Below are 17,082 nucleotides of genomic sequence, written 5' to 3'. Positions count from 1 at the left end.
CACTTTTCCCCTCTCAAACTCCACTCACAAAACAGCCTTATTTACTACTCAGCTGCTTCGCTCTTTTCGCGTCGTTCTCAACGGGAGGCGAACTATAGCAACCCTCATTCTTCCCCGCAAGTACTTTGTTAAATATATTTTCATTTACCTGTTTTTACCCAGATTCCACTGCACGATGGACTCGCCGCCGCTGGTGGTTTTGGGTACCGGCCGGAACGCATGGCCATAGATGATTTCAAAAGTGAGCGGCAACTTGCCGTCCGGCCGGCGCCTGGTTTCCAGCGCGGCCTTGATACGGGCTCCGGCGGCGCGCCCCAGCAAGCCGCGGCCCCGCGTCGCCAGCGGATTGCCGCCCCAGGCGCGAACGTCGGCCAGCAGTTTCTCCACGGTGTCATAGGTAACCGTGATGGTTTCCATGTCCATGACCGGTGTCGAGAAGCCGGCATTGACCAGCATGTCGCCAAAATCATGCATGTCGACGAAAGGCAGGACGTGTGCACCGTCATCGATGCCGGCAAACGCATTGCGCAATTCTTTAAAGGTGTCGGGACCGAAGCAGGAAAACATCAGCAAGCCATCCACCCGCAATATGCGGCGCCACTCGGCAAAAACCCGGTCCGGCTGCGGATGCCAGTGCAGGGCCAGGTTGGACCAGACCAGGTCGACCGTGTTCGGCGCCAGCGGCAGCTGCGCAAAGTCGCCGCACAGCAGGTCAGACGCCAGTTCATCGCTATTACTAGTAAACGGCAACCACTTCTTCAGCAGGCGATTGACCGACAGCTGAGCCGTCTGGCGTTGCTCTTTTGCTATCGACAACATGGCGGCGGATGCATCCAGCCCGATAATGGCGGCTTCGCTGAAGCGCTGCTGCAGCGTATATATATCCGGACCGGCGCCGCAACCGGCATCCAGCACTCGTTGCGGAGTTAGTTTCACCAGAGCAAGACGTTCATGCATGCGGCTTGAGATTTCACGGCGCATGAACTCGGATTCGCGCACCAGCGCAGGCTGGGCAAACAACTGGCGTACCCGGCGCAGGTCGATCGGCGCACTTTGGCTGGTTTCAAAAGGAGGCAGTGAGGTAGACATCGGAATCCGGCAGGTAAGATGAAATGCGATAATCGCCCGTAGTTTACACGCTTGATAGCGTGTAGGCTGAGCGTGCCGCTATCCATCCGACAAGAACGAGACCCGCCCCGTGTTATTCCCCCGGTTACGCCACTGGCCGCGACAGCAACTTGCCCATATCCTGGCGAACATGCCTTCCTGCTGCGCGCTATGCGGGCGCAGCGGCAAGCGGGTCATTTGCGACGGCTGCAGCGGGCAGTATTTTTCCGGCCGGCCGCCGCGCTGTAAACAGTGTGCGAATCGGCTGCCCAGGCTCGACGGCGATAATCCGGCCTTATGCGGCAATTGCCTGAAACAGGCGCGGGCCTTCGATGCCACCATCGTGGCGTGCGACTACACGGCGCCGGCAGACCAGCTGGTTCTGGCGTTAAAATTCGGCGGGCAGCTGGCGTTGGCGCCGGCATTTGCGCAAATGCTGTGCGCAGCAAGCCGGATCGGCGTTCATCCCGGGCAGCAGCCGGATTTGCCGGATATCTTGACGGCGGTGCCGCTCAGCGCTCAGCGCCTGCAGCAGCGCGGCTTCAATCAGGCGCTGGAGATAGCCCGGCCCTTGGCGCGTTTGCTTGGACTTGGCTTGCAACATAGACTACTGCTGCGGCAACGCGATACCCTGCCGCAGTCGCTGGCGCCAGACCTCGAACAAAGGCGCCGCAACCTGCGCCAGGCGTTCATCGTGCCGCCGGCCGCCATGGCGCAGATACGCGGCCGCCACATAGGCGTGGTCGATGACGTCATGACTACCGGCGAAACGCTGCATGCGCTGGCAAAAACGCTGCGCCGGCATGGCGCCAGCCGCATTACCAATTTTGTGTTTGCAAGGACGCCATGAGCACCCTTGCAGCGCATTGACTATATCTACATCAGGAGAATCACGTTGTTCCACGTCGTACTGGTTGAACCGGAAATCCCGCCGAACACCGGCAACATCATCCGCCTGTGCGCCAATACCGGTGCGCAATTGCATCTGATTGAACCGCTCGGCTTCCCCTTGGATGACAGCAAGATGCGCAGGGCCGGCCTGGATTATCACGATTACGCCACCATGCAGGTGCATGCCGACTGGAACACCTTCGTCACCAGCATGCGCGACGCCGGCAACTATGATCCCGACCGCATGTTCGCCATGACTACCCACGGCTCCACGCCGTTTGCCAGCCTCCAGTTCCAGCCAGGCGACGTCTTTGTGTTCGGCTCGGAGACGCGCGGACTGGACCCGGCGCTGCGTGAATCGTTTGCGCCCTCGCAGCGCATCCGCCTGCCGATGCGGCCGGACAACCGCAGCCTGAACCTGTCCAATACCGTGGCGGTCGTGGTGTATGAAGCCTGGCGCCAGAACGGCTACAGCGGCGGCGCCTGAACGGATTTCCCTTGATAAAGGAACAATCAGGCGGCGATTGTTATAATCCCTCATCTTGCCAACAAGCATGATGTTTCCCGTCACCGCGCTTTCTTCGATTTGCTGTTGGTATTTCCCAATTTAATCAAAGGTCCATCATGTCTTTACGTTCCGTTTCCCTGTTTGTCTGCGCCCTCGCCGTCAGCGTTTCCGCCTATGCACATGAATACGATCTCGGCAGCCTGCACATCGGCCATCCTTATGCGCGCGCCACGGTGCCCGGCCAGCCAAGCGGCGGCGCATTCCTGCGTATCGAGAACAAAGGCAAGGAAGCGGACAAACTGATCGGCGTCAGCACACCGGCCGCCAAAAGCGCCGAGATCCACACCATGTCCATGGACGGCAATGTCATGAAAATGCGCGAAGTCGGCGAGATTGAACTGGCGCCGGCAAGCATCGTCAACATGACGCCTGGCAACGGTTATCACATCATGCTGATCGGCCTGACCCAGCCGCTGAAGGCCGGCGACAAATTCCCGCTGACGCTGACTTTCCAAAAAGCCGGCAAAGTCGAAGTGTCGGTACACGTCACCGATCTCAGCGGCAAGGCAGCCGACGCGCCGCACCAGCACTGAAGACAAACGGCAGCCACATAAAAAAAGCGCGGAATCCGCGCTTTTTTTCATCTTGCCGCTAGCGGCGATCAGGAGCCTTGACGCACCTTGTCCAGCAATTTGCTGGTCGAACGGTCATGTGCAAAAGGGATCGCCACCACTTGCCCGCCGTATGCCAGCACCGCCTGGCCTTCCGGAATCGCATCCATCTGGTAATCGCCGCCTTTGACATACACTCCGGGCTGCGCTTCCTGCACCACTTCCAAGGCAGTGTCTTCATCAAATTCAACCACCAGGCTGACGGCTTCCAGCGCCGCCAGGACGGCCATGCGGTCGGCGCAGGTATTGATCGGCCGGTCGTCGCCCTTGCCCAGGCGCTTGACCGAGGCGTCGGTATTCACCGCCACCACCAGCGCAGCGCCCTGCTCGCGCGCCTGCGCCAGGTAGGTGACGTGGCCGCGGTGCAGGATATCGAATACGCCGTTGGTCAACACCACCGGCTGCGGCAAGGCAGCCACACGGGATTTCAATTCGGCGCGAGTACACAGTTTGGTTTCAAATTTAGGCATGGCGAATATGAAAAAGCCGCAACAACTGCGGCTAGGGATCAGACAAATTGTCCGCGAACGCGGCGGCGCCAAAACCTGGCGCCGTCACATCAGACTGCCGGGGCTGGCGTCAGCGTGGCCAGGCGGGCCACAACTTCCTTGCGATAGCGGTTCAGTTCCTGCACCGTATCAAAGGTGCGTTCGAACAGCAAAGACATGTTGTGCAAAATACGATCGACCACTTTCTTTTCCCAGACGCCGTCGAACTTGATCTGATCGTCCAGCCAGCGCTCCAGCCATTCCGGATCGGGCAGGCGGCTCTGCACCGTATCGTTCGGGAACAGCGACTGGTTCACGTGCAGGTTGGTCGGGTGCAGCGGTTTTTCGGTGCGGCGGGCCGACGCCATCAAGACGCCGATCTTGGCGAATGCGGCAGACGCGCTGTCGCCCACTTCAGACAATGCCTTCTTCATGTAGCGCAGGTAAGCGCCGCCGTGGCGCGCTTCATCCTGGCTGATGATCTTGTAGATCTGCTTGATCACAGGCTCGGTGTGCCAGTCGGAAGCGCAGCGGTACCAGTGGTTGAGGCGGATCTCGCCGCAGAAATGCATCATCAGGGTTTCCAGCGGCGGCGCCGGGTCGAATTCGAAACGCACTTTGTCCAGCTCGGCTTCGGTAGGCACCAGTTCAGGCCGGAAACGGCGCAGGTATTCCATCAGCACCAGGGAATGCTTTTGCTCTTCAAAAAACCATACCGACATGAACGCGCAAAAATCGCTGTCGCCGTGGTTATCGCGCAAGAACATCTCGGTTGCAGGCAGCGCCGACCATTCCGTAATCGCATTCATGCGAATAGTTTGAGCTTGTTCGTCGGACAGCTGGGTGGCGTCAAACTTGTCCCATGGAATATCGGTCTCCATGTTCCAGCGGACTTGTTCAAGCGATTTAAACAATTCTGGATACAGCATACATACCTTAAGCAAGTGAGTTAACTGTTCGATTTTACCAAGAATTTGTTACAAGACCGTTTATAAACCGGCTGGGGGCCGAGTTTTTCCTGAAAATCCTGCCCAAATCACAACAAAGTCAAGGTATCACTTAGAGTTTTCCATCCAAGCACCGGTCTTTAATCATCGCACGTATCCGACGCGAGTCAAGCTGTCGCAAAAAACCCGCCTTGTCATTATTTTGAAACAACCTTGGCTTTGCTTGCGCGCGGAGCCGCTTTGCCGCCGGCAGCCGCGCCGTTTTTCTTGCCAGCAGGTTTCGATGCCGTACCGCTTGCCTTGCTGCCCGGCCTGGCTGCCGGCTTCGCCTTCGCCGCGGTCTTGGCCGGCATCACCATTTTTTCTGCCGCGGCCACGCTATTGACGGCTTGCTTGAATTGGTTCTGCAGCAAATCCCACCAGGCGTTGGAATTGCCCAGCGAGGGTTCGGCCGCGCTGCTTGCCGCCGGCGGTTTTTCAGCTTCGGCTGCCGGCTGCGCAGCTTGCGCCGGCGCCGGCGGGGCAGCCGAATCCTGCGCCGGGTTCATGAACGAAAACGGAAAGCCGGCCGCACTGGCCCATGCGCTTGCATTCGACTCGGCATCGCTGTCGCCTTGCCGCTCCGTGCTGGCCTGGTTGACTGCCGCCATCGCCTGCAGCGCGGAAATGGTCCCGCTCTGTACTTCAAGCGCCTGTATCGTGGTGCGCAGCATGTTGAGATTGAGATTCAGCCACGACTCCACGGCTTTCAGATCGCTGATCTTCTTGTTGATTTCTTCTACCGACAAGGTAGGAACAACCATGCCCGGCACACCCATGCCGCCCCACATTTTCTTGATGAATTCGAGACTATCCTGCATTGCGTCGGCTCCTGGAATACTAGAACGGCTCATCACATATCTCCTTCAGAGATCATCTACACAGCTATCGGCTTGCGCCGAAACGCGCCCTAGGGACGCCGCATCTGGCAAGTACTGGCCGCCGCCGTTGCCGCCGGCGCCAGATAACGTTCGGTCTTGAAGCCGTAGCCGCTGCCTTCATTATCAAACCGGATGCCGCCGTCGGCAAGCCTTTGCATCACGGCCACGTACAAGGGCTGTATCAGCTGATGATCGCTGGCGCGCATGCTGGCTTCATGGAACTTGCTCTTGTACCGGGCGCCTTCCAGCGCCCGCGCCACGGCGATCGCATCTGTGCTCCCGGCTTTCTCGATCGCGGCCGCCAGCATGTCGATCATGACATCCATACGCAAAAACAGATAGTCATCTTTCGACTGCGGATAACGCTGGCGGAAACTGCGATAGAAGGCATCGCTGGCGGCATTGCCGTCGACCGCGTTCGGATGCCACTCGGCCACCGCGCGCACCGTGCCCACTCCGGCCTCGCCGATTGCTGCCGGCGCTCCCAGGCTGTTGCCATAAAAGGTATAGAACTTGAGGCGCAGGCCCGCTTCCTTCGCCGCTTTCACTAGCAGGGTCAGATCGTTGCCCCAGTTGCCGGTAATGACCGTATCAGCGCCGCTGGCGCGGATCTTGGCGATATAGGGCGCAAAATCCTTGACCTTGCCGATCGGGTGCAATTCGTCGCCGACAATCCGGATATCCGGCCGCGCCGCCTGCAGCTGCCGCCGCGCAGCCTTGGCGACCTGCTGGCCGAAACTGTAGTCCTGGCCGATCAGGTAAACGCTTTTTGCCTTGCTGTCGCTTTTGATGACATCCACCAGCGCCTGCATGCGCATGTCGGCATTGGCGTCAAAACGAAAATGCCAGAAGCTGCATTTTTCGTTGGTCAGTACCGGATCGACCGCCGAGTAGTTGAGGAACAGCACCCGATTATCCGGGGTCCGGACGTTATGTTTGTTGATTGCTTCCACCAGCGCGCCGGCAACCGCGGAGCTGTTGCCTTCCAGCACGAAAGGGATTTTCTGGTCGGTCAACTGCTTCAGCTGCAATAACGCGTCCTCCACCCCTTGCTTGTTATCAAACACGTTCAGGCTCAGTAAATGCTTGCCGTCCGGCAAACGCACACCGCCGCGGGCGTTGACCTGCTCCACCGCAAACCGGATGTTGCGCTCCACGGCTTCGCCGGCATTGGCGAAAGGACCGGACATGCCTTCGATCATGCCTAACCGGATCGGCGGCAAATCGCCAGGCGCGGCCTGCGCCACGTTACCCAGGGCCAGCGTGCATGCCAGCGCGAGACTGGCGGTGTGATGTATTCGGAGCTGCATCGGCGCTTGTTCTTGTTTGATGTAAATGCAATATTTTACGTGGTTTATCTGGTTCGCCATGGCTGCCCGGCTTAGTTGCCAGCTCAATCATGGCGGATACGTTTACACTATGCGGATGTCGTCTTCTTCCGCATCCCCCACAATTCCGAGCGATCCCTTCGCCAGCCGCAGCCGCTGGCTGTGGGTGCTGTTGCTCACACTGTTGCTGCATATACTGCTGCTCGTCTGGGGCAACCGCCAGTTCGGCGTACCGGTGCCGGTCCATCGGCCCGAGCCCGTGGTCATGGCCACTCTCACGCCTTTGCCGCCGGTGGAAAAACCGGTGCTGCTGCCGCAGGCGCCCAAACCAGCACCTAAGCAGGCACCTGAGCAGGCAACCAAACCCAGCGCCCCGGCGCGCCCGAAAGCGGCGCCGGAGCCAAGCGTGGAGGTGCCGGATACGCCGATCAGAGAAACCGTGACACCCATCGTTGACGCCGGGCCTGCGGCTCCAGCAGCGGCCGATGCGGCGGCCGTCGCCGCTCCGCCGGCAACCGAGCCCGCTCCTGCGGCGCAAGCGGAAGCAGCGCCCCCGGCCGGCAAGCACTATCAAACCAATCCGCCGCCGTCGGCAGAGCTCAAATACGATGTGCAAGCCTTGCAAAAGGGCCAGAATTATCATGGCAGCGGCAAGATCACCTGGCAAACCGACGGCGGCAGCTACACCGTCAACGGCGAGGCCGGCATCCTGTTTTTTACCGTCCTTGATTTCAAGAGCGAAGGCGAAATCAATGGCTTTGGCGTGGCCCCTGTGACTTTTACGCAGAAGCGCAGGAACAAGCCGCCCACCCAGACTATTTTTCACCGGGAGCTGAATCGCATCATTTTTTCGTCTTCGCCGCAAAGCTATCCTCGCAGCGGCGGTGAGCAAGACCGCTCCAGCGTGGTATGGCAGCTAGCCAGCATAGGCCGCGGCGACAGCACGCAGTTTGCTTCAGGAGTGGTCATCGACCTGTTCGTTGCCGGCCCGCTGGATGCCGAAACATGGCGCATGCAAATCGTTGGTCAGGAAAAGGTCAGCGTCGACGGCAACGATGTCGATACCTGGCATGTAATTCGCATTCCAGAAGCCGGTTCGCATGAACAGCGGCTGGACATCTGGCTGGCGCCCCAGCAGGAATGGTATCCGGTCAAAATACGCTTTACCGACAAAAACAACGACTATATCGACATGTCGCTGTCCAAATTGAAACAGCTGGGCCAGACCGCCGCGCATTGACCAAGACACGGCATCAAAATTTTTAAATGTAATGTTTTTTTGGAAAACCATGAAACCATCCCTAGTCCGCCTATTCCTGGCCGCCGCACTGTGCTGCAGCGTGCTGACAGCTTCCGCCGCGACCACAGATCACTCTGCGAGCAAGTACAAGACCGACCTGCCGCCGTCAGCCGACCTGAGTTATGCGATCCAGGCCAAGCAGAGCGGCATTACGCTGGGCGGCGAAGGCAGCGTCAAATGGCTGGCGGACGACAAGCATTTCAGCGTCAAGTCGGAAACCCGCGCCATGCTGTTCGGGAAAATCCTCGAAGCCTCCAGCGAGGGTGCGATCGACAGCTTCGGCCTGGCGCCGACCCAGTTCATCAACAAGCGCTTCCGCAAGGAAGCGACCACCACCACTTTCCATCGCGACAGCGGCACCATCGGCTTTTCCGAATCCAGCGAGACTTATCCGATCAAGGGCGGCGAACAGGATCGCACCAGCATCATCTGGCAGCTGATTTCGGTGGCGCGGGCGGCGCCGCAGCAATTCAAGGCAGGTTCGGAGTGGACCTTCTTCGTGGCCGGCATGCGTGATGCAGAACCGTGGACGTTCAAGGTCGTCAACACTGAAAAAATCAAGACTCCGCTGGGTGACCTGGACGCGGTCCATATTTTCAAGGCGCCGCCGCCGGACGCCAAGGACCAGCAGCTCGATATCTGGCTGGCGCCGTCGCTGGAATGGTATCCGGTGCGCTTGCGGTTTACCGATCCGAACAAGGATTTTGTCGAGCAGACCCTGCAGCAGGTCAGCAATAAAGAGGCTAAATGAGCCGGAAAATAAGACTGGCAATAAGGCATACAATCTCTTCTTGAATATTTGAACAGCAAATCACATGACTACACCAAACGGCGCCATCGTCCTGTTTAGCGGCGGCCAGGACTCCACCACCTGCCTGGCCTGGGCTTTGTCGCGCTATGAGCGGGTCGAGACGATCGGCTTCGACTACGGCCAGCGGCATGCGGTTGAACTGACCGTGCGCCCGGTCCTGCTGCAGAAAATCCGCGCCCAGTTTCCGCAATGGGCCGGCAAGCTGGGGGAAGACCACCTGATCGACCTGTCGCTGATTTCGAAAATATCGTCGACCGCAATGACGGAAGACGTTGAAATCGTGATGCAGGAAAACGGCTTGCCGAACACCTTTGTGCCCGGACGCAACCTGCTGTTCATGACGGTGGCGGCCACGGTGGCCTATCGGCGCGGCTTGAACGTGCTGGTTGGCGGCATGTGCGAAACCGATTTCTCCGGCTATCCTGACTGCCGCGACGACACCATGAAAGCCCTGCAGGTGGCGCTGAACCTGGGCATGGCGACCCAGCTCAAGCTGGAAACGCCCTTGATGTGGATCGACAAGTCGGAAACCTGGAAACTGGCGCAGGACCTCGGCGGCGACGCCTTGGTCGACCTGATCCGGGCCGATACCCATACCTGCTACCTGGGCCAGCGCGGCGCGCTGCACGACTGGGGTTATGGTTGCGGCACCTGCCCGGCTTGCGCCCTGCGCGCGCGGGGATACCAGCAATTCAGGTCAGCCGGAGGCGTTTGACCGCATCGCGCCAGTTGGCGCATAAGTAAAAGTCCCGATGAAACCTGGCCAGGCGTCAGCAGCCATAGCGGCTGCGGATGCCGGATTGGCCACGCCCCTCTCCCCATCTCCCCATCTCCGATGCAAATCCCACAATAATCCGGGGGAAGCATTTTGCAATTGCGAAGAAGAAATATATTTACGCCCTGTTAATATATTTATCAAGATGCTAAGTACAATCGATGCAAGCGCTGACACCGTGGCGGTGTTGCAGGGGGAAGGCAGTCAGGCAGTAACCTGACTGCCGATAAATGGAAAGCCGCATTCGCCATACGTGCATGAATGCCGCCTGAACAATGTATACCACTTAAATTCGGAGAAATTAAATGTCACAGACGGTCGCTTCGCTTCGCACACAGAAAGAAAAAACCTACCAGGCGCTGATGATAGGTTTCGGCATATTGCTTTGGATCGCCATTGCGGCGACAGTGGCGGCATACTGGTTGGATCCAAAAATGGCGCCGACCTTGCGCATCTATATCGGGTATGCCGTGGCAATCACGCTTTTTTATTGGATCGCGGCCGCGGTTTATCGCGCATCGGCATTCGGCAACATGATTCTTCTGGGGCCTCAGCAATTTCCCGAACTGCACCAGATGGTGGTCGCCGGATCGCAGGAAATCGGGCTGTCCGAACCGCCGAAAACCTTCCTGTACAACTCCAACGGCGTCGTCAATGCCTTTGCCCGGCGTTTGCTCGGCGGCCGTTACGTATTCCTGACCTCGGCCCTGGTTGAAGCCAATAGCGATGCCCAGGTACGCTTTGTCATCGGCCATGAACTCGGACACCATGCCGCCGGACATTTGAACCCATGGCTCAACACGCTGAAATTGCCGGCCCATATCGTTCCGTTTTTAGGGAAGGCCTATTCCCGTTCGCGCGAATACACTTGCGATAACATCGGCGCTTATCTATCCAGGGATTTTGAGGCGTCGCGCAGTTCCCTGCAGATGCTCGGCTGCGGCTGCCGCCGATTGAACCAGGCGATGAGTTGCGAGTCTTTCGTGGCGCAAGAAGCGATGGTGCCGCCGGTCTTTGGTTTCCTCAACGAGATTTGCCGCACTCACCCGCGCCTGACACGGCGGGTTGCAGCGATCAAGCAACAGATCGACAACTGACTATAACCCGGCAAGGGAAAGATATTGATGGGTGCATAAGCGACCCATCAATATCTGCCGGTTCAGCTAAGCAGCAATCGAGCGCGACTCTCCCGCTTTGAGTTCTGGCACGGGGTGGTTGAACTGATTGAGCAACTGCGTTTCCTTGATGCGTGCCGCCGCCAGGTGCCGTTCCTTGACGTGGCCGTAACCGCGGATCTCTTCAGGAATGCTGGCGATGGCCACAGCAGCGGCCAGGTTATCGGCAGTCAATTGCGGCAACAGGGAAGCAACGATTTCCTTGTAGTGCACGATCAGGCCGCGCTCTTCCTTGCGCTCAGCCGTATACCCGAAAACATCCAGGGCGCCGCCGCGCAGGAATTTCAGCTTCGCCAGCAGGCCGAAAGCGCGCATCATCCACGGACCGAATTCCTGCTTGATCAGATGGCCGTGCGCATCGTGTTTGGCCAGCAGCGGCGGCGCCAGGTGGAACTTGAGCTTGTAACCGCCTTCAAACATGCCGGCAATCTTGGCCTTGAAAGCGCCATCGGTATATAAGCGTGCGACTTCGTACTCGTCCTTGTAAGCCATCAGCTTGAACAGGTAGGTGGCGACAGCCAGGCTCAGGCGCTGTGCACCGCGTCCGCTTTCAGCATGCGGCAGCTGCGCTTCGGCCGCCTGCACCTGCTCGACGAAGACACGATACTGTTCCGCATATGCGGCATCCTGGTAAGACGTCAGGACAGCGACACGGCGCTTGACCAGCTCATCCAGATTCGGCGCGCGCTTGAATTCGATTACCTGCGCCGGCGTATCGCTGAGGCGGGTACGTTTTTCCAGCCCGGCCAGATCGCAAGCCGCGGTGCGGCCCCAGACGAAGGCTTGCTTGTTGAAGGCCACCTGCAAGGCGTTCAATTCAATCGCCCGCATCAGCGATGCTTCTTGCAAAGGCACCCAGCCCTTTTGCCAGGCATAGCCGAGCATGAACATGTTGGTTGCGATGGCGTCGCCCATCAAGGCGGTAGCGATGCGACCGGCGTCGATGAATTCCACGCGGTCGCTGCCGCAGGCTGCACGTATATCCTGCTCTGCCGCGGCATCGGGAAACTGCCAGTCCGGATTCTTGACGAAAGCGGCGGTAGGCGTGCGGGTGGAGTTGATCGCTGCGTAGGTCCGCCCTTCGCCCATGCGCGACAAGGCATCGCGGTTGGCGCTGACGATGGCGTCGCAGCCAATCACCAGGTCAGCATCGCCGGTGCCGACACGGGTCGAATAGATATCTTCCGGATGGTCGGCCAGCCGCACATGCGACATCACCGGCCCGCCCTTTTGCGCCAGGCCGCTCATGTCCAGCACCGAACAGCCTTTGCCTTCGACGTGGGCCGCCATCGCCAGGATCTGGCCGATGGTCACCACGCCGGTGCCGCCGATGCCGGTCACCAGGATGCCGAACGGTTTTACCGTGTTCGGCAGCACTGGCGATGGCAAGCTGGCCACCGGCGCTGCTGCAGCGGTTGGTGTCGCAACTATTTTGGCCGGCTTCTTCAAGCTGCCGCCTTCGACCGTAACGAAGCTAGGACAGAATCCGGTGACGCAGGAAAAATCCTTGTTGCACGAAGATTGGTTGATCTGGCGCTTGCGGCCGAATTCGGTTTCCAGCGGTTCCACCGACAAACAATTCGACTGCACGCTGCAATCGCCGCAACCTTCACACACGGCTTCATTGATCACGGCGCGTTTGGCCGGGTCCGGATATTCGTTGCGTTTCCGGCGGCGGCGTTTTTCCGAAGCGCAGGTCTGGTCGTAAATCATGGCCGAACAGCCTTCGATCTCGCGCAGTTCGCGCTGCACGGCATCCAGTTCGCTGCGATGGCGAATCGTCACGCCCGGCGCCCAGTCGACGCTCGACCCGTATTTTTCCGGTTCGTCGGTCACCACGATAATCGGCGTCACGCCTTCCGCCGCGATCTGGCGTGAAATCATGGCCGGATCGAGCGGGCCGTCGAAGGCCTGGCCGCCGGTCATGGCGACCGCATCGTTAAACAGGATCTTGTAGGTGATGTTGACCTTGGCTGCGACCGAAGCGCGGATCGCCAGCAGGCCGGAATGGAAATAAGTACCGTCGCCGAGGTTGGCGAACACGTGCTTTTCCGAGGTAAATGGCGCCTGGCCGACCCAGGTCACGCCTTCGCCGCCCATGTGGGTAAACGTCGACGATTCGCGGTCCATCCACAACACCATGTAATGGCAGCCGATACCTGCCAGGCCGCGGCTGCCGTCCGGCAGTTTGGTCGAGGTATTGTGCGGACAGCCGGAACAGAAATGCGGGACGCGGTCCTTGTTCGGATCGGGCTTGCTGCTGATGTTCAGCAGCGCTTCCTTGGCTTCCAGGTAAGCAACCCGCTGCTGCACCCGCTGCGCCACCGGATGGCCGGCGAAATATTTCGAAATGCGGGTCGCAATCGCTCTGGCGATCTGCGCCGGATTCAGTTCATAGGTCGCCGGCAGCAGCCAGTCGCCGTGGCCTTCGCCGCTGCGGTTGCTCCACTCGCCGGTGTCGTCGAATTTGCCGACCACGCGCGGCCGCACATCGTCGCGCCAGTTGTACAGTTCTTCCTTGACCTGGTATTCCAGGATCTGGCGTTTTTCTTCCACCACCAGGATTTCTTCCAGGCCTTGTGCAAACTCGCGCACGCCTTCCGCTTCCAGCGGCCAGGTCATGCCGATCTTGTACAGGCGGATGCCGATGTCGCGCGCCACGCTTTCGTCAATGCCGAGGTCGGCCAGCGCCTGGCGCGTATCGAGATAGGATTTGCCGGCGGTGATGATGCCGATCTTGGCGACCGGGCTGTCCCAGATGATCTGGTTCAGCTTGTTGACGCGTGCATACGCCAGCGCGGCATACCATTTGTAATTGTTCATCCGCGCTTCCTGGCCCAGCACGGTGTCCGGCAGGCGGATGTTCAAGCCGTCCGGCGGCAATTCGAAATCAGTCGGCAAAACAATCTTGACGCGGTCCGGATCAAGGTCGACCGAAGCGCCGGACTCGACCAGGTCGGTCACGCATTTCATCGATACCCACAGGCCGGTATAGCGGCTCATGGCCCAGCCATGCATGCCGTAATCGAGGTATTCCTGCACCGACGACGGATACAGCACCGGGATGCCGCAGGCTTTCAGGATATGTTCGCTTTGGTGGGCGGTAGTCGACGACTTTGCCGCATGGTCGTCGCCGGCCAGCACCAGCACCCCGCCATGCTGGGAAGTGCCAGCCATGTTGGCATGCTTGAAAACGTCGCCGCAGCGGTCGACGCCGGGGCCTTTGCCGTACCACAGGCCGAATACGCCGTCGTATTGCGCGCCAGGGAACAGGTTGACCTGCTGCGTGCCCCAGACACTGGTCGCGGCCAGGTCTTCGTTCATGCCGGGGTGGAACTTGACGTGATGCGCGTCCAGGTATTTTTTTGCCTTGGCCGCGGTCAGGTCGACGCTGCCCAGCGGGGAACCACGATAGCCGGTAACAAAACCGGCGGTGTTCAGGCCGGCCAGGACATCACGTTGCCGTTGCAGCATGGGCAGGCGAATAATGGCCTGTGTGCCCGTCATGAAAGCACGGCCACGTTCTAGTGTAAATTTATCATCAAGGGAAATGCCATCAGCTTCAGACGCTTGCGCCGATTGTGTGGGCAGCAAGGCTTGCGCCGATTTGAGTGGTGCGTTCATTCAGTCTCCGTGCCAAAAATTATGTTTTTGATTGCACTGCGTGGAGGTTATCCTACGCGGTAAAACGTCTTCGCCTTGTGGGCAAATCGTCCTGTTTTTTACTGCTCATTGCGGCTCCCAGATTATCACAAGCGGGGTGTTCCCTCAATGCACGCCGCAGCAATTGGCTGCAGCGAAATGGGCGTAACAACTGTAACAACTGGTAAATCAAATAGGAATGGGAATCAACCAGGCGTGTAATGGCACCTTGTCTGATGTGGCTGAATACCCTCCCCAGGACCAGCCACGTCGGGCATTCCTCCCTCTAGTGTTCCCATTATCACTAGTTTGCGGATTCTGCTCTCCCCGGCAGAATCCGCTTTTTTATTTCAGCGCCAGGTTAGGGCCTGCTAACACTCCATTTGGGAGATGCGTTCAAACCAAAACGTGTGCTGGCAAGGCGCGTGGCGTAGCAGGGGGTGGTTCCCCCTGCAAGCCATGCAACGCGGCCAGCGCACGTTTTGGTTGGAACCCTCCGGGAACGGCTGCAGGCGTCACATGCCGTTGTTGCAACTCCTTGCCGTAGCACCGCTACGTCGCGTCGTTGCGCCTAGGCCTGTAACGCCTGCCGCGCGTTCGCACTCCCAAATGGAGTGTTAGCAGGCCCTAATTTCGCCAGGCAACAACGTGTTTGCCGGCAACGGCTGCAGCGCCTTCAGGCGCTCGTACATCGGCGTGAAATCCGGCGCCGTGTCGTTGAACAGCTGCTGGAAATCGTCAATCACGAAATAAGTTTCCTGGTAGGAATCGATCTTGTACAAGGTCCGCATCACGCGCTCGACATCGAACGGCAGCCGCAGCGAGGCCGGGCTGGTCAGGCAATGCTCGATTTCGCCGCCCGACGACAAGATCCCGGCGCCATATACACGCAAACCCTCAGGGCTCTGGATCAGGCCGAATTCGACGGTATACCAGTACAGGCGCGCCAGCATGGCCAGGCCGTCCAGCTTCATCGCCTTCAAGGCGCCCTTGCCGTACTCTTGCAGATGGTCGGCGAAAATCGGATTGAACAGCAGCGGCACATGGCCGAAAAAGTCATGGAACACGTCCGGTTCGACGATGTAGTCGAACTCTTCCGGATCGCGCAGCCAGACCGTGACCGGGAAGCGGCGGTTGGCCAGGTGCTCGAAGAAAGTATGGTCCGGCACCAGCCCCGGCACCGCCACCAAAGTCCAGCCGGTAGCCTTGAACAGCAACGCAGAACTGTCTTCGAAGCGCGGAATGCCGTCGCCGATGTTGAGCAGTTCCAGGCTTTCGATGAATACGTCGCAAGCCCGCCCCGGAATCAGCTTGGCTTGCCGCTGGTACAGGCGGCGCCATAGCGCATGCTGCTCCGGCGTGTAAGCATCCCAGTCCTGTTTGACCACGTATTGGGCGTCGATCTTGCTGTAATCGCCGCGCAACGCCGCGCCGTCCGATTTTTCGGCGACGGTGGCAAAAAAATCGTCGGTATTGACGCTCATGCTCTTTACCTTTGCATCCATTTTTTCTTTCCTGAATTAAGCACACCCTGCGCTCCAATATCTACAGTATAGGGCCGAGTCGAGGGCAGTTAATTGCAAAATCCGCCCCGCAGGGAAAAATTTGCGCAATAATAATATGAAAATCATTCTCTTTAGGGTCATTTATGCCAACGATTGCAATGGATGCAACAGACCGCAAAATTCTGGCGATCTTGCAGGAGGATGGCCGCCTGAGCAACCAAGAGGTGGCGGAACGGGTCAATCTGTCGCCGTCGCCGTGCCTGCGCCGCATCAAGCAGCTGGAGCAGGCCGGCGTGATACGGCAATACGTGGCGCTGCTGGAGCCGGACAAGATCGGCCTGGGCCTGCTGGCCTACATCAACGTGCGCCTGGAAAAGCATAGCGACCCGCAATACCTCAGCGGCACCAAGGCGGCGGCGCAGCACCAGGCCATGTCGCCGCGCGCCTCTTTTTCCGCCGCCGTCGAGCAGTGGCCGGAAGTGGTGGCCTGTTACGCGATGACCGGCGAAATGGATTTCCTGCTGCGGGTGCATGTGGAAGACATGACGCATTTTTCGCGCTTCATGATGGAAACATTGCTGCGTCATCCCGCTGTGCTGGACGTCAAATCAAGTTTTGCCCTGCAGCGTATCAAAGATACGACGGCGCTGCCTCTGCTTTAGTCACACTTTAGTCACGCTTGATGCCGGGCAGGCTGCCCAGCCATTTCAGCGCGGCGCGCAAGTTCGCCTTGAGCGTGTAGTCGAGCGTCGCCACCTGTTCCTGCACGGCTTCCTGCAACACGCTGGCCGGATTGGCCGGCGCCAGCTTCAGGTAGGCGTCGGCTTCGCCGTAATCGCGATGGATGGCCATGCCGGCTTTCTTGGCGATGTGCATCATCACCTTGTTCGACGACAGGCAATGCATGTACAAGGTATCGATATCGACGTTGCGGCAACGGATCGCAGCCCGTTCGAACAGGCGGCTGCCGACGCCCATGCCGCGCGCGGAGGCAGCCACCGAGACGCCGAATTC

At 59.1% G+C, this 17,082-nt stretch carries 16 protein-coding genes; 8 read left to right on the top strand and 8 right to left on the bottom strand.

The genetic code is table 11. The features are described from left to right. Positions 1-144 precede the first annotated feature (144 nt). The gene (locus JWQ61_RS22085; protein WP_304362413.1) at positions 145-1,089 is read right to left on the bottom strand and encodes a methyltransferase domain-containing protein; all 945 of its coding nucleotides are present in this window, start codon (positions 1,087-1,089) and stop codon (positions 145-147) included. A gap of 169 nt (positions 1,090-1,258) precedes the next feature. Between JWQ61_RS22085 and JWQ61_RS22080 the strand changes: the two genes are divergently transcribed. The 3 genes from JWQ61_RS22080 (at position 1,259) to JWQ61_RS22070 (ending at position 3,099) form a co-directional block, all read left to right on the top strand. After that, positions 1,259-1,957 carry a ComF family protein gene (locus tag JWQ61_RS22080; protein ID WP_304362412.1) on the top strand — a complete coding sequence of 233 codons (699 nt, stop codon included), beginning with the start codon at positions 1,259-1,261 and terminating at the stop codon, positions 1,955-1,957. Positions 1,958-2,002: 45 nt separating this feature from the next. Beyond that, the gene (gene trmL, locus JWQ61_RS22075) at positions 2,003-2,485 is read left to right on the top strand and encodes a tRNA (uridine(34)/cytosine(34)/5-carboxymethylaminomethyluridine(34)-2'-O)-methyltransferase TrmL (RefSeq protein ID WP_304362414.1); all 483 of its coding nucleotides are present in this window, start codon (positions 2,003-2,005) and stop codon (positions 2,483-2,485) included. A gap of 137 nt (positions 2,486-2,622) precedes the next feature. Then, positions 2,623-3,099 (top strand): copper chaperone PCu(A)C, encoded by a 477-nt coding sequence (locus JWQ61_RS22070; protein ID WP_304362411.1) that lies wholly within the window; start codon positions 2,623-2,625, stop codon positions 3,097-3,099. Between the two features lie 68 nt (positions 3,100-3,167). Here the strand turns inward: JWQ61_RS22070 and rfaE2 are convergent, their stop codons facing one another. From rfaE2 to JWQ61_RS22050, 4 genes are all read right to left on the bottom strand, one after another. Beyond that, entirely contained in the window at positions 3,168-3,647 is a 480-nt protein-coding gene (rfaE2, locus tag JWQ61_RS22065) for a D-glycero-beta-D-manno-heptose 1-phosphate adenylyltransferase (protein ID WP_041742583.1), read from the bottom strand. 89 nt (positions 3,648-3,736) lie between these two features. After that, positions 3,737-4,594, bottom strand: a complete 858-nt coding sequence (locus tag JWQ61_RS22060; RefSeq protein WP_061541782.1) for a hypothetical protein — start codon at positions 4,592-4,594, stop codon at positions 3,737-3,739. A gap of 215 nt (positions 4,595-4,809) precedes the next feature. Continuing rightward, positions 4,810-5,505: a PhaM family polyhydroxyalkanoate granule multifunctional regulatory protein gene (locus tag JWQ61_RS22055; protein ID WP_304362410.1), complete on the bottom strand. Its 696-nt coding sequence runs from the start codon at positions 5,503-5,505 to the stop codon at positions 4,810-4,812. Positions 5,506-5,561: 56 nt separating this feature from the next. Next, positions 5,562-6,842 (bottom strand): branched-chain amino acid ABC transporter substrate-binding protein, encoded by a 1,281-nt coding sequence (locus JWQ61_RS22050; protein WP_304362409.1) that lies wholly within the window; start codon positions 6,840-6,842, stop codon positions 5,562-5,564. A gap of 115 nt (positions 6,843-6,957) precedes the next feature. On the opposite strand from JWQ61_RS22050, the gene JWQ61_RS22045 reads away from it, so the two are divergent. The 4 genes from JWQ61_RS22045 to JWQ61_RS22030 all read left to right on the top strand — a co-directional run bounded on the left by JWQ61_RS22045 (position 6,958) and on the right by JWQ61_RS22030 (position 10,843). Beyond that, complete coding sequence (locus JWQ61_RS22045) at positions 6,958-8,100, top strand: DUF3108 domain-containing protein (RefSeq protein ID WP_304362408.1); 1,143 nt, start codon at positions 6,958-6,960, stop codon at positions 8,098-8,100. Between the two features lie 49 nt (positions 8,101-8,149). Continuing rightward, a complete protein-coding gene (locus JWQ61_RS22040; RefSeq protein WP_304362407.1) occupies positions 8,150-8,911 on the top strand; it encodes a DUF3108 domain-containing protein in 762 nt (253 codons plus the stop codon). 64 nt (positions 8,912-8,975) lie between these two features. After that, the gene (queC, locus tag JWQ61_RS22035; protein ID WP_304362406.1) at positions 8,976-9,686 is read left to right on the top strand and encodes a 7-cyano-7-deazaguanine synthase QueC; all 711 of its coding nucleotides are present in this window, start codon (positions 8,976-8,978) and stop codon (positions 9,684-9,686) included. A gap of 365 nt (positions 9,687-10,051) precedes the next feature. Beyond that, on the top strand, positions 10,052-10,843 hold the full coding sequence (locus JWQ61_RS22030) for a M48 family metallopeptidase (RefSeq protein WP_304362405.1): 792 nt from the start codon (positions 10,052-10,054) through the stop codon (positions 10,841-10,843). 66 nt (positions 10,844-10,909) lie between these two features. On the opposite strand, the gene JWQ61_RS22025 is transcribed toward JWQ61_RS22030, so the two are convergent. Both JWQ61_RS22025 and phhA read right to left on the bottom strand, forming a co-directional pair. Further along, positions 10,910-14,545 (bottom strand): indolepyruvate ferredoxin oxidoreductase family protein, encoded by a 3,636-nt coding sequence (locus JWQ61_RS22025; RefSeq protein WP_304362404.1) that lies wholly within the window; start codon positions 14,543-14,545, stop codon positions 10,910-10,912. A gap of 635 nt (positions 14,546-15,180) precedes the next feature. Continuing rightward, a complete protein-coding gene (phhA, locus tag JWQ61_RS22020) occupies positions 15,181-16,068 on the bottom strand; it encodes a phenylalanine 4-monooxygenase (RefSeq protein ID WP_304362403.1) in 888 nt (295 codons plus the stop codon). A gap of 143 nt (positions 16,069-16,211) precedes the next feature. Between phhA and JWQ61_RS22015 the strand changes: the two genes are divergently transcribed. Beyond that, positions 16,212-16,730: an Lrp/AsnC family transcriptional regulator gene (locus JWQ61_RS22015; protein ID WP_061541790.1), complete on the top strand. Its 519-nt coding sequence runs from the start codon at positions 16,212-16,214 to the stop codon at positions 16,728-16,730. Between the two features lie 7 nt (positions 16,731-16,737). Here the strand turns inward: JWQ61_RS22015 and JWQ61_RS22010 are convergent. Continuing rightward, on the bottom strand, positions 16,738-17,082 hold a 345-nt coding region (locus JWQ61_RS22010), incomplete at its 5' end, for a GNAT family N-acetyltransferase (RefSeq protein WP_304362402.1).

Origin of the sequence: Collimonas fungivorans, from assembly GCF_028292705.1 — a bacterium.
Lineage (GTDB): Bacteria > Pseudomonadota > Gammaproteobacteria > Burkholderiales > Burkholderiaceae_D > Collimonas > Collimonas fungivorans_B.
Note: the sequence above shows the minus strand (reverse complement) of the source record. Positions and strands in the feature narration are given on the sequence as shown.

Excerpts from the sequence above, each read along its gene's own strand:
- JWQ61_RS22085 (WP_304362413.1), bottom strand. The coding sequence starts at position 1,089 with ATGTCTACCTCACTGCCTCCTTTTGAAACCAGCCAAAGTGCGCCGATC.
- JWQ61_RS22080 (WP_304362412.1), top strand. The coding sequence starts at position 1,259 with ATGCCTTCCTGCTGCGCGCTATGCGGGCGCAGCGGCAAGCGGGTCATT.
- JWQ61_RS22070 (WP_304362411.1), top strand. The coding sequence starts at position 2,623 with ATGTCTTTACGTTCCGTTTCCCTGTTTGTCTGCGCCCTCGCCGTCAGC.
- rfaE2 (WP_041742583.1), bottom strand. The coding sequence starts at position 3,647 with ATGCCTAAATTTGAAACCAAACTGTGTACTCGCGCCGAATTGAAATCC.
- JWQ61_RS22060 (WP_061541782.1), bottom strand. The coding sequence starts at position 4,594 with ATGCTGTATCCAGAATTGTTTAAATCGCTTGAACAAGTCCGCTGGAAC.
- JWQ61_RS22055 (WP_304362410.1), bottom strand. The coding sequence starts at position 5,505 with ATGAGCCGTTCTAGTATTCCAGGAGCCGACGCAATGCAGGATAGTCTC.
- JWQ61_RS22050 (WP_304362409.1), bottom strand. The coding sequence starts at position 6,842 with ATGCAGCTCCGAATACATCACACCGCCAGTCTCGCGCTGGCATGCACG.
- JWQ61_RS22045 (WP_304362408.1), top strand. The coding sequence starts at position 6,958 with ATGTCGTCTTCTTCCGCATCCCCCACAATTCCGAGCGATCCCTTCGCC.
- JWQ61_RS22040 (WP_304362407.1), top strand. The coding sequence starts at position 8,150 with ATGAAACCATCCCTAGTCCGCCTATTCCTGGCCGCCGCACTGTGCTGC.
- queC (WP_304362406.1), top strand. The coding sequence starts at position 8,976 with ATGACTACACCAAACGGCGCCATCGTCCTGTTTAGCGGCGGCCAGGAC.
- JWQ61_RS22030 (WP_304362405.1), top strand. The coding sequence starts at position 10,052 with ATGTCACAGACGGTCGCTTCGCTTCGCACACAGAAAGAAAAAACCTAC.
- JWQ61_RS22025 (WP_304362404.1), bottom strand. The coding sequence starts at position 14,545 with ATGAACGCACCACTCAAATCGGCGCAAGCCTTGCTGCCCACACAATCG.
- phhA (WP_304362403.1), bottom strand. The coding sequence starts at position 16,068 with ATGGATGCAAAGGTAAAGAGCATGAGCGTCAATACCGACGATTTTTTT.
- JWQ61_RS22015 (WP_061541790.1), top strand. The coding sequence starts at position 16,212 with ATGCCAACGATTGCAATGGATGCAACAGACCGCAAAATTCTGGCGATC.